This window comes from Chryseobacterium sp. S0630, assembly GCF_024158915.1.
Taxonomy (GTDB): domain Bacteria; phylum Bacteroidota; class Bacteroidia; order Flavobacteriales; family Weeksellaceae; genus Chryseobacterium.
In genome coordinates this window covers 1-14,245 of the sequence record NZ_JAMZGF010000090.1, presented here as the reverse complement: position 1 = coordinate 14,245, position 14,245 = coordinate 1, and the positions used below count along the sequence as shown (strand labels likewise).

General features: G+C 34.6%; 15 protein-coding genes. 12 read left to right on the top strand and 3 right to left on the bottom strand.

Annotated features, from left to right (window positions below; genetic code table 11):
* Positions 1-181 precede the first annotated feature (181 nt).
* The gene (locus tag NK356_RS23170) at positions 182-931 is read left to right on the top strand and encodes a hypothetical protein (RefSeq protein WP_051934386.1); all 750 of its coding nucleotides are present in this window, start codon (positions 182-184) and stop codon (positions 929-931) included.
* Between the two features lie 67 nt (positions 932-998).
* Here NK356_RS23170 and NK356_RS23165 read toward each other — a convergent pair whose 3' ends face one another.
* From NK356_RS23165 to NK356_RS23155, 3 genes are read right to left on the bottom strand one after another with little or no spacing between them, the layout of a single operon-like run.
* Positions 999-2,783, bottom strand: a complete 1,785-nt coding sequence (locus NK356_RS23165; protein ID WP_034696718.1) for a DUF4153 domain-containing protein — start codon at positions 2,781-2,783, stop codon at positions 999-1,001.
* Between the two features lie 24 nt (positions 2,784-2,807).
* Complete coding sequence (locus NK356_RS23160) at positions 2,808-3,299, bottom strand: BlaI/MecI/CopY family transcriptional regulator (protein ID WP_253318160.1); 492 nt, start codon at positions 3,297-3,299, stop codon at positions 2,808-2,810.
* Between the two features lie 8 nt (positions 3,300-3,307).
* A complete protein-coding gene (locus tag NK356_RS23155; protein ID WP_253318159.1) occupies positions 3,308-3,910 on the bottom strand; it encodes a phosphatase PAP2 family protein in 603 nt (200 codons plus the stop codon).
* 200 nt (positions 3,911-4,110) lie between these two features.
* Between NK356_RS23155 and NK356_RS23150 the strand changes: the two genes are divergently transcribed.
* The 11 genes from NK356_RS23150 (at position 4,111) to NK356_RS23100 (ending at position 14,146) form a co-directional block, all read left to right on the top strand.
* Positions 4,111-4,539 carry an NIPSNAP family protein gene (locus NK356_RS23150; RefSeq protein ID WP_253318158.1) on the top strand — a complete coding sequence of 143 codons (429 nt, stop codon included), beginning with the start codon at positions 4,111-4,113 and terminating at the stop codon, positions 4,537-4,539.
* A 317-nt stretch (positions 4,540-4,856) separates the two neighbouring features.
* Positions 4,857-5,858 (top strand): pyruvate dehydrogenase (acetyl-transferring) E1 component subunit alpha, encoded by a 1,002-nt coding sequence (gene pdhA / locus NK356_RS23145; protein WP_034696713.1) that lies wholly within the window; start codon positions 4,857-4,859, stop codon positions 5,856-5,858.
* A gap of 109 nt (positions 5,859-5,967) precedes the next feature.
* Positions 5,968-7,560, top strand: a complete 1,593-nt coding sequence (locus NK356_RS23140) for a pyruvate dehydrogenase complex dihydrolipoamide acetyltransferase (protein WP_034696710.1) — start codon at positions 5,968-5,970, stop codon at positions 7,558-7,560.
* A gap of 270 nt (positions 7,561-7,830) precedes the next feature.
* Positions 7,831-8,499 carry an ABC transporter ATP-binding protein gene (locus tag NK356_RS23135; protein WP_034696709.1) on the top strand — a complete coding sequence of 223 codons (669 nt, stop codon included), beginning with the start codon at positions 7,831-7,833 and terminating at the stop codon, positions 8,497-8,499.
* Positions 8,500-8,512: 13 nt separating this feature from the next.
* Positions 8,513-9,091 (top strand): murein L,D-transpeptidase catalytic domain-containing protein, encoded by a 579-nt coding sequence (locus NK356_RS23130; protein ID WP_253318157.1) that lies wholly within the window; start codon positions 8,513-8,515, stop codon positions 9,089-9,091.
* Positions 9,092-9,119: 28 nt separating this feature from the next.
* On the top strand, positions 9,120-9,797 hold the full coding sequence (radC, locus tag NK356_RS23125; protein ID WP_253318156.1) for a DNA repair protein RadC: 678 nt from the start codon (positions 9,120-9,122) through the stop codon (positions 9,795-9,797).
* Positions 9,794-10,708, top strand: a complete 915-nt coding sequence (locus NK356_RS23120; RefSeq protein WP_051934383.1) for a hypothetical protein — start codon at positions 9,794-9,796, stop codon at positions 10,706-10,708. The genes radC and NK356_RS23120 overlap by 4 nt, the downstream gene beginning before the upstream one ends.
* Before the next feature lie 73 nt (positions 10,709-10,781).
* Positions 10,782-11,714, top strand: a complete 933-nt coding sequence (locus NK356_RS23115) for a phytanoyl-CoA dioxygenase family protein (protein ID WP_034696703.1) — start codon at positions 10,782-10,784, stop codon at positions 11,712-11,714.
* Between the two features lie 90 nt (positions 11,715-11,804).
* Positions 11,805-12,980, top strand: a complete 1,176-nt coding sequence (locus NK356_RS23110; RefSeq protein WP_253318155.1) for a hypothetical protein — start codon at positions 11,805-11,807, stop codon at positions 12,978-12,980.
* A gap of 24 nt (positions 12,981-13,004) precedes the next feature.
* Positions 13,005-13,517, top strand: coding sequence for a hypothetical protein (locus NK356_RS23105; protein ID WP_034696700.1), 513 nt, complete (start codon positions 13,005-13,007; stop codon positions 13,515-13,517).
* A gap of 17 nt (positions 13,518-13,534) precedes the next feature.
* On the top strand, positions 13,535-14,146 hold the full coding sequence (locus NK356_RS23100) for an inorganic pyrophosphatase (protein WP_034696699.1): 612 nt from the start codon (positions 13,535-13,537) through the stop codon (positions 14,144-14,146).
* Positions 14,147-14,245: the final 99 nt, after the last annotated feature.

Below are 14,245 nucleotides of genomic sequence, written 5' to 3'. Positions count from 1 at the left end.
AACAAATCAAAATATATAAAAATTATTTACTTTTTAACAAGAAAAACCGCCTCAGTTGTGAGACGGCTTCTTTTTATGGAATTTAATTTCCAGTAAATCATTTAATTATAACTTGGGTTGAAATATTATGATGTTTTGGCATAATTTTAGAAAATTATCAATCAATCAAAAAGTAATTATAATGAAAAAACATTTATTAGTAGTAATGATGGTGTTTGGTGGGTTGCTGGTCAACGCACAAAGCATTTATGCAGGACAGACATTAAGACAGGATAAAAAGTACTGGGCTGATAACAACGGATATTATCTTATCTTCCAGAACGACGGTAATCTGGTTTTTTATAACAGATCCGGTGCCCCTGCATGGGAATCAAAAACTACCAACAGAGGAGTGAGAGCAATTTTTCAAAGAGATGGTAATCTGGTAGTGTATACAAGAGGAAATGGTGTTGCCTTCAGTTCAAATACTGATGGTCAGGGAGCTGATAAATTATCAGTTCAGGATGATGGTAATCTTGTAATCTATAATGGTTCTAATCCTTTATGGGCTTCGCAGGGAGGTATCAGAAATAATAATGGTGGTGACCGTTATCGAGGTAATGATTATGTGTCTACTGGATACAGATTCCGTAAGGACGCTAAGCTGTATTCTTCGGACGGACGTTATTATCTTGTATTTCAGGATGATGGTAATCTTGTTTTGGCTAATAGAAACGGAAATCCTATTTGGGCTACAGCAACTGATAATAAAGGTAACAGAGCTGAATTTCAAGGGGATGGAAACTTAGTGGTTTACGATTCTTATAACAGACCTGTATGGAGCTCAAATACAGAAAACAGAGGAGGCGTTAAACTTACAGTGCAAAATGACGGAAATCTTGTGATTTATGGAAGAAATTCTCCAATATGGAGCTCGGGAACTCAAAGATAATCAAAAGTTTTTGTTACATACAATAATAAAAAAAGACTGTCGAAGGACAGTCTTTTTTTGTGGTCATTTATTTTGATCTTATAAGGATGTAAACATTTTCGTAATAAATACTGGCGGTGTCATTGTCAGAATACTTTTCTCTTGTAATTTCACTGAAAATAAGCTTGACGTGATACTTTCCTAAATCAGATTCCATAGCAATTTCGGGGATTACTACATTTCCTTTCTTGTTTTTATTTTCCTCAAATAGTTTAATGATCCGTGGTCCGAAGTCTACTTCTTCTTTAGAATTTAAACTTAATTTTAATGAGGATTCTTCTGTCAGCTGATCTGTCAGCTCAAACTGGTCATCATTCAGTTTTTGAGGATCTCTGCTATAACGATGGAAAGAAATTAAATACTGATAATTCCCGAGTTCTACAGCCTGTTCTTCACGAACAAGAACGAGTCTGTCCATTTCGTATGCTCTGTTTTTTGCAGTGACATTCACATCTGAAAACTTGTTTTGGATATCGTAATTGATACTATAAAATGTGCCTTTTTTAATATTATCGGCTAATTCAGCCTGGTCTTTTTCGTTCAGCAGCGCTGATAGAAATTCACTTTGCTTTCTTTCAGCCAGAAATTCAAATTTATCAGCAATTTCATTACGAACAGTATCGGTAACTTTTTTCTGAAAATTAATCTTGCCGGCACTCATTAGTTGATGCTGATTTAAAATATTCATCAATTCTGTTTTCTGACTTCTCTTAGCTACACTGAATGCATTAAGGTAAGGGAAAATCAATGCAAAAGCGCCAAATAAAAATAAGCTGACAGGAATGAACTTTATCGTAGCTTTTTTGTTGAAAATAAAGTAGACAACAATACTTAACAGCCATAGAGCAAGCAGGAGAACGAAATACCTTGGTTCTGTATATCCATATTCTAAAATTCTGGTAAAAATAGCAGTGAAAAGCAGAATAATCAAAGGAACAATGGTGTAATAGAATGCTTTTGAAAATATTCTGACCCAGGATTTTGCGTTTTCTTCTTTTAACGGGTGAACCAGAAGTAATGCAAGGATACCCACAATACTATAGGCTAAAACAAGGTAAGAAACCCAGCCTCTTGGAAGCTGCCAGTTGATTAATATTTTAACCGAATAAAAATAAAGAATTGTTACATAGATAAGCAGTAACGGAATTAAAATAAACTGAGTGAAAAACTTTAAAACAACAGGGTAGGTGCCGTCTTTTTCAAGGTTATTTAATCCTTTATCATTAAATAAAAGGAAAATAAAACTGCTTCCAAAAATAGCAAGAACAAAGAATGTATCTCTGTAAATTCTGTCATGGAAGTTAAAGTCAAAAAGTTTGTCAACGGCTAAGATTGCTAATTCCATACCGCCTGTCAGAACTCCTGTAAATACGGCGGTCAGAAAGATATTGATAAAAAGGTTTTTGTTGTACTGCCAGAATCTGAGCTCCCTGTCTTTCTCCAGAAATGGAACAAATGATACCAGTAAGTGGGAGAGAAGGGCGGTAATAGCAATGATGTAAGCATAAACTTCTGTAAAGCTGTTTTTTTTATCAGGCAGAATGTAATAAAAACCTATAAGGAAAATTATACCGGATACGTGTAGTAGTAATTCTTTCCCGATTCTCTGTGACAACATTTTTAGTGCAAACATCAGAGAAATTCCGAGACATGAACAAATGGTGAACTTAATATAAGAAGTAATTTCACTACGTTCCGTTTCCACAATGCATATGGTGCCAATAGCAGCTAATAAAGCCATTGCCAAAATCATAGGATATCGGAAAATGACTTCATTGGCCCGGCTTAGAGTTTCCTGGAATTTTGTTTTCATGATTTGGTGTTTTTAAGGTTTAGATTAATCTTTTTTCTTTTTTTTCTTTTTATCCTTGTCTTTGTCTTTTTCTTTTCCTTTGGTTTTCTTTTCTTTTTTAGGATTCAGGATTTCTTCAGCAACTTCGAACTTAGGCTCTTCCACTTTTGCTGGCTTTATTTCAATTTTAAGATCAAAATAGCCCTTCATATCTTCCTGGGAAATTAATTTTTCACTTAATAAAAGCTCCAGAATTTCCTTCCCTGAGTTATTAAAAAAGTTATGTGAAAGCTCTTTTAACAGGAATTTTTTATACCCTTCTAAAGGAACAAGCACACTGTATTTGAAGATTCTTCCTTCTTTTACAGTAGATAGATAGCCTTTTTCAACTAATATTTTCAAATAAGTGGAAACCGTGTTCTGGTGTGGTTTCGGTTCCGGATGCTGCTCCATAACGTCCTTCAGATAGAAAGATTCCATTTTCCAAAACAGCTTCATAAAGTTTTCTTCTGCGGCAGTAAGATGATTTATTTTCATAGAGTATTCTAATGTTGAAATTGAATATTGCAATAAAGATAGATAAAAGATACCAGAAAAGCTATTCCAGCCCCCATAAATACCTCTTTTACGGTATGTCTTTTTAAAATAATACGGGTGATTCCGACCAAAATAGCGATTCCCAGCCACGCAAGACCTATTTTCCAGTCCAATGAGAAAAAGAGCGCTGCTACAAATACATTGAACGCTGTATGCATCGAGCTTTTGATAAAAAGATTGCTGATCTGAAGAGCGAAAAGAAGCACCAGGATAAATAGCATGACAAGATCTATATATCCGTTTCTGATATAATTAAAAAGAAGATAGGCGATCACACAGACTGCAATAAATATATATAACGTTTTCCTTTGAACACGGTTGGAAACATCCATATTGGTATATCTTCCCGTCTTTACATTCCACACCAGCCATATCACAACCGGAATAATAATCATTAATAATACAGGAAGAAAATAAAGCATAGAATCTTTAAGGGAATATTCTCTGATGCTCATATAGATAAAGAAAATGATCAGAGAGACCAAAGGATTAAAAAAATCAGAGATGACTTTTGAAATTTTGTGTAATAATGAAGATTGTTTTTCTTCCATAATCAAGTTTAAAAACCAAATATACTATTATAACCTCAAAAATCAAATGAAAACCATGAGATGGAATAGTTGATTTAATGGGTAAGTTGTTTGATTACCAGTTATTTTTAATGGAGTGAAATATTTTTTCGTCTTTAAATGAGTATTAAGTTTTGCAAGAAATGTTTAATTTTAATTGATCTGTTTTAATTATTATTATCATGAAATATCTATTCACATACTTATTTATATTATCAGGCTATTTAATTTTTGGTCAAAAGGTTTCAGGTGAAAATATTTCTACACCACAACCTGTCCATCAATTAAGAATCTATGAAATTCCAAAAGAAAATAAGCAGGTTTTTCTTGACCGCTTCAGAGATCATGCACTGAGAATTATGAAGAAATATGGATTTACCATTGTGTCAATCTGGGAATCGGAATTCAATGAAAAAACAGAATTTGTTTACCTGCTTGAGTGGAAAGATGAAGATGCAATGAAAATGGCGTGGGAAGGATTTATGGCAGATAAAGAATGGAAGGAAATTAAAGCCAGAACGGCAAAGCAATATGGTAATTTCGTTAATGAAATTGAAGACAGAACTCTGAAACTTACAGATTTTTCTCCGGAAAAGAAGCTGTTGAAATAACCAAAATATATATTAACAATAATTAAAGAGGAATGAAATAGGAGAACAAAATGTAAAGAATCCTGATATCTCTGAATCATTTGTCGTTTCAGAAAAGCCTTATGGATAGGATGACTCCTGAGATTTTACAGAAAGAATGTAACAGATAAAACGAAGCTTTATCAAGCTTCCAAGGGGTCGGAAATTAAGAATAATCCATACAGCCCGCAAATAGATTTTGCAGAAAAATCGAAAAGTTATCTATGTATAGAATAAAAACAAAGTTTTTTTCATAATTTTGCTCAACTATTTCATCATAAAAAAGCAAGAGCTAACACATGAAAGAATTTTCTAAAGAGGTATACCTGAAGTGGTATGAAGATATGACAATGTGGAGAAGGTTTGAAGACAAATGCCGTTCTCTTTACCTAAAACAAAAGATCAGAGGATTTTTACATTTGTATAACGGTCAGGAAGCTATCCCTGCCGGTTTTACACATGCAATGGATCTTACAAAGGATAGTATGATTACTGCTTACAGATGTCACATCCATCCAATGGCGATGGGAGTAGACCCTAAAAGAATCATGGCTGAACTTTGTGGTAAAGCTACCGGAACATCCGGAGGTATGGGTGGATCTATGCACATTTTCAGTAAAGAACACCGTTTTTACGGAGGACATGGTATCGTTGGAGGACAAATTCCATTAGGTGCAGGTATTGCTTTTGCTGATAAATATTTCGACAGAAAAGCAGTAAACATCTGTTTCTTTGGTGATGGTGCTGCAAGACAAGGTTCTTTACATGAGACCTTCAACATGGCAATGAACTGGAAACTTCCTGTAGTATTTGTTGTAGAAAACAACCAATATGCAATGGGAACTTCTGTAAAAAGAACAGCCAACCACGAAGATATCTATAAATTAGGGTTAGGATACGAAATGCCTTGCCTTGCTGTAGATGCAATGGATCCTGAAAAAGTGGCAGAAGCTGCTTACGAAGCTATTGAAAGAGCAAGAAGAGGAGACGGACCTACTTTCATTGAAGCAAGAACTTACCGTTACAGAGGACACTCTATGTCTGATGCCGAGCCATATAGATCTAAAGAAGAAGTAGCTCTTCATAAAAATGATGACCCAATCGAATTGATAAAACATAGAATTTTAGAAAACGGATGGGCTACAGAAGCAGAACTGGAAGTTATGGATAACAAATCCAGAGACTTTGTTGAAGAGTGTATCGAATTTATGGAAAACTCTCCGTATCCGGATGCAGAAAAAATCTATGAGTATGTATATGCTCAGGAAGATTATCCATTCTTAGACAAATTAGAAAACTAAAAGATAATGAGTTAATTTGACAATTTGAGAATTTGAAAAATGTGATAGATTATGTCCTTTTTTAATTTTCAAATTTTCAGATTGCTAAATTTTCAAATTAAAATAAATTATGGCAGAAGTAATTACGATGCCCCGCCTGTCCGACACAATGACGGAAGGTAAGGTGGCAAAATGGCATAAAAAAGTAGGAGATAAAGTAAAAGAAGGAGATATTTTAGCTGAAATTGAAACTGATAAAGCAGTTCAGGATTTCGAATCTGAAATAGAAGGTACCCTTTTATACGTAGGTGTAGAAGAAGGAGGTGCTGCTGCTGTAGACTCTGTTTTAGCTATTATCGGGAATGAAGGAGAAGATATTTCAGGATTGACAGGTGGGGCTGCTGCTCCCAGTGTTGGAACTGAAGAAAAAAAATCAGAAGAACAGCCTAAAGCAGAAACTGCTGCACCTGCTGCAGAAGTTCCGGCAGGAGTAGAAATTATTACAATGCCAAGACTTTCTGATACAATGACAGAAGGTAAAGTGGCTAAATGGCACAAAAATGTAGGTGATACAGTAAAAGAAGGAGACCTTCTTGCTGAGATCGAAACAGATAAAGCGGTACAGGATTTCGAATCTGAATTCAATGGAGTATTATTGAAGCAAGGTGTAGAAGAAGGAGGTGCTGCTCCGGTTGATTCCGTATTGGCAATCATTGGCCCTGCAGGAACAGATGTTTCCGCGGTAGGAGCTCCAAAAGCTGCCGGTCAGTCAACTGAAAAACCAGCTGAACAAAAAGCAGAAGCTAAAACAGAAGAAAAAGCAGCTTCGGTTGCGAACTCTTCATCTTCTGACAGAGTAGCAATCTCTCCACTGGCTAAGAAAATGGCTCAGGATAAGGGAGTTGATATCAACAGTGTTCAGGGTTCTGGTGAAAACGGAAGAATCGTTAAAAAAGATATTGAAAACTATCAGCCAGCTGCAAAACCAGCTGCTTCAGCTCCTGCAGCAAGTGCTGCTCCTGTTGCAGTAAGCTTCGTACAGGGTGAAGATACAGAGACCCCAAACTCACAAGTAAGAAATATCATTGCAAAACGTCTTTCTGAAAGTAAATTCTCTGCTCCTCACTATTATCTGATGGTTGAGATCAATATGGATAAAGCAATTGAGGCAAGAAAAGAAATCAATTCTCTTCCAGATACTAAGATCTCTTTCAATGATATGATCATTAAAGCAACTGCAATTGCTTTAAGAAAACACCCACAGGTAAATTCAAGCTGGGCAGGTGATAAGATCATTCACAGAGGAAATATCAACATTGGTGTAGCAGTAGCTATTCCAGACGGATTGGTAGTTCCGGTATTGAAAAATACAGATCAGATGACGTATACTCAGATTTCTGCATCCGTAAAAGATATGGCTTCAAGAGCTAAGAGTAAAGGTCTTAAAGCTAACGAAATGGAAGGATCTACATTCTCTATTTCAAACTTAGGAATGTTCGGAATCGAAACGTTTACAAGTATCATCAATCAACCAAACTCTGCAATCCTTTCAGTAGGAGCAATTATCGAGAAACCAATCGTTAAAGATGGTCAGATCGTAGTTGGAAACACCATGAAACTTTCATTGGCTTGTGACCACAGAGTGGTAGACGGTGCTACAGGTGCTCAGTTCCTACAGACATTAAGAACATATTTAGAAAGTCCATTAACATTGTTACTGTAATTTTCTGAATTGAAAATATGAAACCTCCCAAATCGGGAGGTTTTTTTGTTTTTGGTAAATTGAAATGGCTAACAAAACCTTATAGGTTTAGAAAAAAGTTTATATTACAAAAATTTTTACAAAAAAATAAGACAGGAATAATTAAAAAAATTAATAGAAAAGACGTATATAAATAGATCAGAGAAATCTAATTCTGATAAAACTAAAATAAAATATAAACGGCTTCAAAAAGCGGTTTTTTATTTGCAGGCAATTCACTATTTTTGAATCATGATTAAAGCAAGAAATATCCATAAATCTTATGGGAATTTAGAGGTACTGAAAGGAGTTGATATTCAAATCAAAACAGGAGAAGTGGTTTCTATTGTAGGAGAATCAGGAGCTGGTAAATCTACATTGCTGCAGATTCTGGGAACTTTGGATCACCCTAGCCAATCTAATAAATATGATACTGAAATTGAAATAGCAGGAGAATCGTTTATTAATATGAATGATAAGCAGCTGTCAAAATTCAGAAATCAGAATATCGGTTTTGTATTTCAGTTTCATCAGCTTCTTCCGGAGTTTACAGCGCTGGAAAATGTCTTGCTTCCGACAAAAATAGCAGGAGCCAACGAAAGAGAAGCTCTTGAAAAGGCTTATGCTTTGTTTGAAGACCTGAAGATTGAACAGAGATTGAATCATAAACCCAACCAGCTTTCAGGTGGAGAAGCGCAAAGAGTAGCTGTAGCCAGAGCTTTAATCAATTCTCCGAAAATTATTTTTGCAGATGAGCCAACAGGTAACCTTGATTCCAAGAATGCGGATGATCTTCATAGATTGTTTTTTGATCTTAGAGATAAATACAATCAAACTTTTGTCATTGTAACGCATAACCCGAATCTGGCAGAAATTACAGACCGCAAGCTCGTTATGAAAGACGGAATGATCATAGAGTAGCATACAAAACCGGATGATGAAACACCTTATTTTTCTTTTTTTAATTGTAATTTCCTGTTCAAAAGCTGAATCCCAGCAGTTGAACCCTTTGGGTATTCCTCAAACAAGAATTTCGGAGATTAAAAATTATATTAAAGGAAAAGAGTACAATCAGGAACTGGCTGTTTTTATCAATTTTAAAATCCCTTCCGGAAAGTATCGTTATTTTATTTATAACCTAAAGAATAATACGATTTTACAACAGGCTGTTGTTTCTCATGGTTCAGGCTCCGTCATTCCAAAGTCAGATGCTTTGAAATTCAGTAATATTGAAGGCTCTTATCAGTCATCTCTTGGAAAATATGCCATTGGAGAAAGCTATATAGGAAAGTTTGGTAAAGCTTATCGTCTGGAAGGACTGGATGCTACCAATAGCAATGCCATGCAGAGAGCAATAGTTCTTCATTCTTACGGATGTATTCCTGATGCGGAATCAAAGTCTCCTGCGTGTCTGAGCTTAGGATGTCCTATGCTTTCCGTAAATGCTCTTAAAGAAACAGCAAAATATATTGATAGGTCTATAAAGCCTGTTATTTTATATGCTTTCTACTAATTGATCATATTATCTATAATTTTTTTCCATGGCCATAAAACTCCTTGCCGAAGATGACAGACCCAGAGAAAAGTTTTTGCAGAAAGGCAAAAGCTCACTTTCTGATTCTGAACTCCTGGCAATTATTATGGGAAGCGGAAATAAAGAGGAAGATGCTTTGGAATTAGCAAGGAAAATTTTAGCCTCTGTCAATAACAGCTGGAATGAATTGAGCTTACTTTCTGCCAAAGATCTGATGAAATTCAAAGGTATTGGAGAATCAAAAGCCATTTCAATTATTTCAGCTTTAGAAATCGGAAAAAGGAGAGCGGTACAGGAGATCCCTGAAAAAACAATTATTGGAAACAGTCATGATGCTTATGCGATTCTCAGAAACCAGCTTTCTGATCTTAGAACAGAAGAGTTTTGGGCAATTTTTCTTAATAATAGCAATAAAGTGATTCATGTTTCCCAGCTTACACAAGGCGGGATCAGCCAGTCTATTGTAGATGTGAGAACGCTCTATAAGGCAGCGCTTGATCATTTTTCAACAGGCATTATCATTGCCCACAATCATCCTTCCGGAAGTTTAAAACCTAGTCGGGAAGATATCAATATCACACAGAAAATAAAAGAAGCAGGAAATACATTAAGTATTCAGGTTTTAGACCATATTATTGTCACACAGGATTCTTATTTTAGTTTCTCAGACGCAGGATTATTATGATTAGAAGATTGAAATACCATGAAATTGATTTTGTAAAATATGCTCAATGTTTAGAAAATTCCGAACAAAGAAAATATTCTGCAACAAAAGATTTTTTAGATACAACTTCTACAATGCCTTGGGAAATTCTGGTTTATAAAGATTATGAAGCGGTAATGCCCGTACCTTTTGTAAGAAAATATGGGTTGAAAATTGTACATAATCCTAAGCTTTGTCAGCAGCTTGGTGTTTTTTCTTGCAAAGATGATGTTGATCTTAATGAAGCTTTTTTAGAATATCTGGAGAAAAATTACATGATCAGGGCGTATCCTTTTAATGATGTCAATCAGCTTCGCACAAAGATCAGAATCAAGAAAAACTTTTTATTATATCCTGAGGCTTATGAGAAAGTATATTCGAAATATTCGCCCAAAAGAAAAAGAAAACTTCGGTTAGATGAAGCTGTTTTAAAAGAATCAGAAATCAAAACGATTCCTTATGAGAAAGCAAAAGCTTTTATTGAATCCAATACGATAGGATTGAATAAAGACCATGATTTGTTTGAATTCATGAGAATTTTTGAAAGCTTTTATAAGTCCGGATATCTGAAATTTACAGCTTTTTATTATCAGCATAAGATGGTTAATGTAATTGCTACTTATTCGGATTGTAATATGGTTGCGCTTTTAGGAAATTTTAATGATAAAGATTATGTCAAATTATCAGGAGCATCCGTATTGATTGATCATCTCATTAAAGAAAATATAGAAACTCATATTTTTGATTTTGAAGGAGGAGAATTACCCAATATTGAAGAGTTTTTCAGAGGATTTCGTCCCGAATTAAGACCCTACGGAATTATTGAGAATTCAAAAAAGAACCTTTTCAAAAAGTTAGGATATCTTGTATTTAGAAGAAAGTCTTTTTTATGATGAAAAGCATTGTTTAGATTGGTTCTAATTAACTAATATTCCGTAACTTTATAAAATCCTTATTAAAACAGTTATGTTACAACAGATTCGTCAGTACAAATTATCATATATGCTTTATAACTTGTTTAAAAAGAATAAATTAAAGCATAACATTCCTTTATATAAAAAATACGGAATCAATAAGAACTATTTTTCAAGTATTTCAAGTAAAGATTTTGCACATCTTCCGGCTAGAGAAAGAACACTAGATGATACCAAACTCAAGGAAACTCCTTTTTTTAAGAAGCTTTCTGAAGAAAATAAAGAAAGTGCTCTTCAATATGATGAAAATGGGTATATGATACTGAGAAATTTCCTCACTCCGGAAACGGTGGATCAAATCAATACTGAAATTGATAAGTTGATGGAAGATGGAACTTTGAAATTCATATACGGTGGAAAGCTGATGTTTGCGATCCATCATTCAGAAATCATTAAAAATATTGGAAGTGATAAAGAACTGTTAGATTTTTTATCTGTTCTGTTAGACGGAAAATCCAAACTTTTCCAAAGTATCAATTTCATCAACGGTAGCCAGCAGAAAACCCATTCTGACAGTATTCACATGACTACTTATCCATTGGGAGGATTGCTGGGAGTGTGGATTGCCCTGGAAGATGTGGATGAAAATAACGGAGCATTGCATTATATTCCTAAAAGCCACAAACTTCCTTACTTCCTGAATTCTGATTACGATAATGAAGGAACTGCTTTGAAAATCGGAAAAAAAAGCTACAGAGCTTATGAAACCTTCCTTGAAGATAAGGTAAAAGAATTAGGATTAAAGAAAGAAGTTTTTAAGGCGAAAAAAGGAGACTTATTAATCTGGCATGCCAATATTCTTCACGGTGGAGAACCTCACACAGATAAAAACAGAACGAGAAAAAGTCTTGTATACCACTTCTTCGATGAAAATAGTGTTTGTTACCACGAAGTAACACAGAGACCGGCACTGTTTGAACTTTAATACAGAAAAATCCTATTCGTAAAGCTTTTTATAGGAATTCGGATTTAAAAAGATAGTTTTTTTACATTTGTATTCTTATAATATCAGTATATGGAAAAAAAGAAGAATATTCTTGTTTTTATATTTTCAATCTATGTATGCATGATGTCATACTACCTGTATACCCATCATTATTACAACACTGATATGGAGGCCTATATGGGGCTGATTTATAAAACGGAATATCCTGAAATGAAAATTGAAGAAATTCATCAGAAGGTATATGACGAAATGAGGGAAAAGAATCCCGACTTTGCAGGACTTGGGCCTGTTAATCCAATGGTTGAGGAAGTGGCAAAAGGGGAGAGTACCTACTATAAAATAATCTCACAAAACCCCAAAGCCTACGAAGAAGAACTACAGCTTTTTGTGGTAAAACCTTTTTATAATTTTATCGGCTGGTTATTGTTTAAGCTTGGTTTCAGTGCTTCTACATCTATTTCTTTGATTTCAGTTATTTCTTACGCATTGATTCTTATCCTGATTTTCAGCTTTTTGATAAAAATTCTGAAAAATTATCCTGTTGCCTTTATCCTTACTGTTTTAATTTCGTTGTTCAAGCCTTTACCGGAGGCAGCCCGACATGTTTCAGCAGATTCTTTATCATGTCTGCTACTCCTTTTGAGCTTCTATGTATTTTTAGTGAGGAAAAATTTATTTTTGGCAGGTATATTAGCCATGCTATGTGTACTCACAAGACCGGAATATTTTATATTGTATTCATTCCTGTATGGTCTTATTTATTTTTACAGGAATAATCTTCAGATTAAAACAGGTCCATTATTGATATCATATGGCTATATATTTCTTTCCTTCTTTTTAATCCAGGTTTTTAATCAGGTTTCGTGGTCTACACTTTTTATGAATCAGTTTACTAAAGTTCAGATCTATCCTGTGTCGCAGCCTGATCCATTTTCCTTTGCAGATTATTTTCACTTTATTAAAAGTAATATAATGCTGGAGTTCAATGCTTCCTATTTTCCAATCCTGCTGATTTTTATTGTAGTCATTCTGGCGAATCGTTTTTCATTTCATAATAAAAAGAACCAGTCCCAGGCCTTGTTTTTTGCAATTATTTATGGAACTGTATTGCTGAGATTCTTAGTTTTCCCGTCTCTGGTAAACAGGATGATGCTTGGCTTTTATCTTATAATTATCCTTGCATTGGTCTATATACAAATTTCTAAAGTGGATATCTTTAAAAACTCTTTAGAAGACGGAAAATAATTAGTAATTTTGCAGTCTAAAATTATGACGAGTCTTTCAGGATATTTACCCTATGCATTTGCATTGATTATTGCAATTCCTTTTCTGGTTTTGCTCAGACAATTTGTACACTCATACATTACGCTTAAAAACCAGGAAATCAAACTACTCACCGTGAAATCAAATTCAGAGAACAAAGCACATTCCTATGAAAGAATGACATTGTTTCTGGACAGAATGAAACCTTCCAACCTTATCCAGAGGTTCGACAGGGGACTGGCTGTTCACGAGTTTATTTTTCTGACGGAAAAAGCAATTAATGAAGAATTTGAGTATAACTCTTCACAACAGTTATACATTACAAAAAATTCATGGAAGAATATCATAGACTCAAAGAATGCGATTATAGAACTGCTTCACAAAACCTATGACGGGTTAAAAGGAGAAGTTCAGTTGGATGAATTCAAAACGATTTTCATCATGAACTATATGGAAAGTAACGATTATATTGCTGAAACCATAGAAGATTTAAGAAAAGAAATTTTAATAATAACTTAAAAAATAACAGATAAATAATGATTCCAAATTTTAAAGCACATCCATGGCACGGAATTTCTGCAGGAGAAGATGCGCCAAATGTTGTCAACGTATTTGTGGAAATTGTTCCTTCAGATACTATTAAATATGAAGTAGATAAAGAAACAGGATACTTAAAGGTAGACAGACCACAGAAATTCTCTAACATTATCCCTGCTTTATATGGTTTTGTTCCAAGAACATACTGTGATAAAGAAGTGATGAGACTTGCTGTAGAATCAGGAGCTACTGACGTTACTATGGGTGATCATGACCCTCTTGATATTTGTGTTTTAAGTTCTCACAACATCCATGCTGGAGGTTTATTGATGGAAGCTATTCCAATCGGAGGTTTCAAAATGATCGACGGAGGTGAAGCGGATGATAAAATTGTTGCAGTAATGATTAACGACCACGCTTTCGGACACTTCAGAGACATTACTGAATTACCGGAAGCAGAAGTAAAAAGATTAATGCACTACTTCCTTACGTATAAAAACTTACCGGATGAGCCTGCAAAATGCAGAATCCAGGAAGTTTACGGAGCTGAACACGCAAGAAAAGTGATTAAAGCTTCTCAAACAGACTATGCAGATAAATTCGGAGGATAAGATTTTCTTCCTGAACATATTGAAGAGAAGCCGTCTCACAACTGAGGCGGTTTTTCTTGTTAAAAAGTAAATAATTTTTATATATTTTGATTTGTTTTT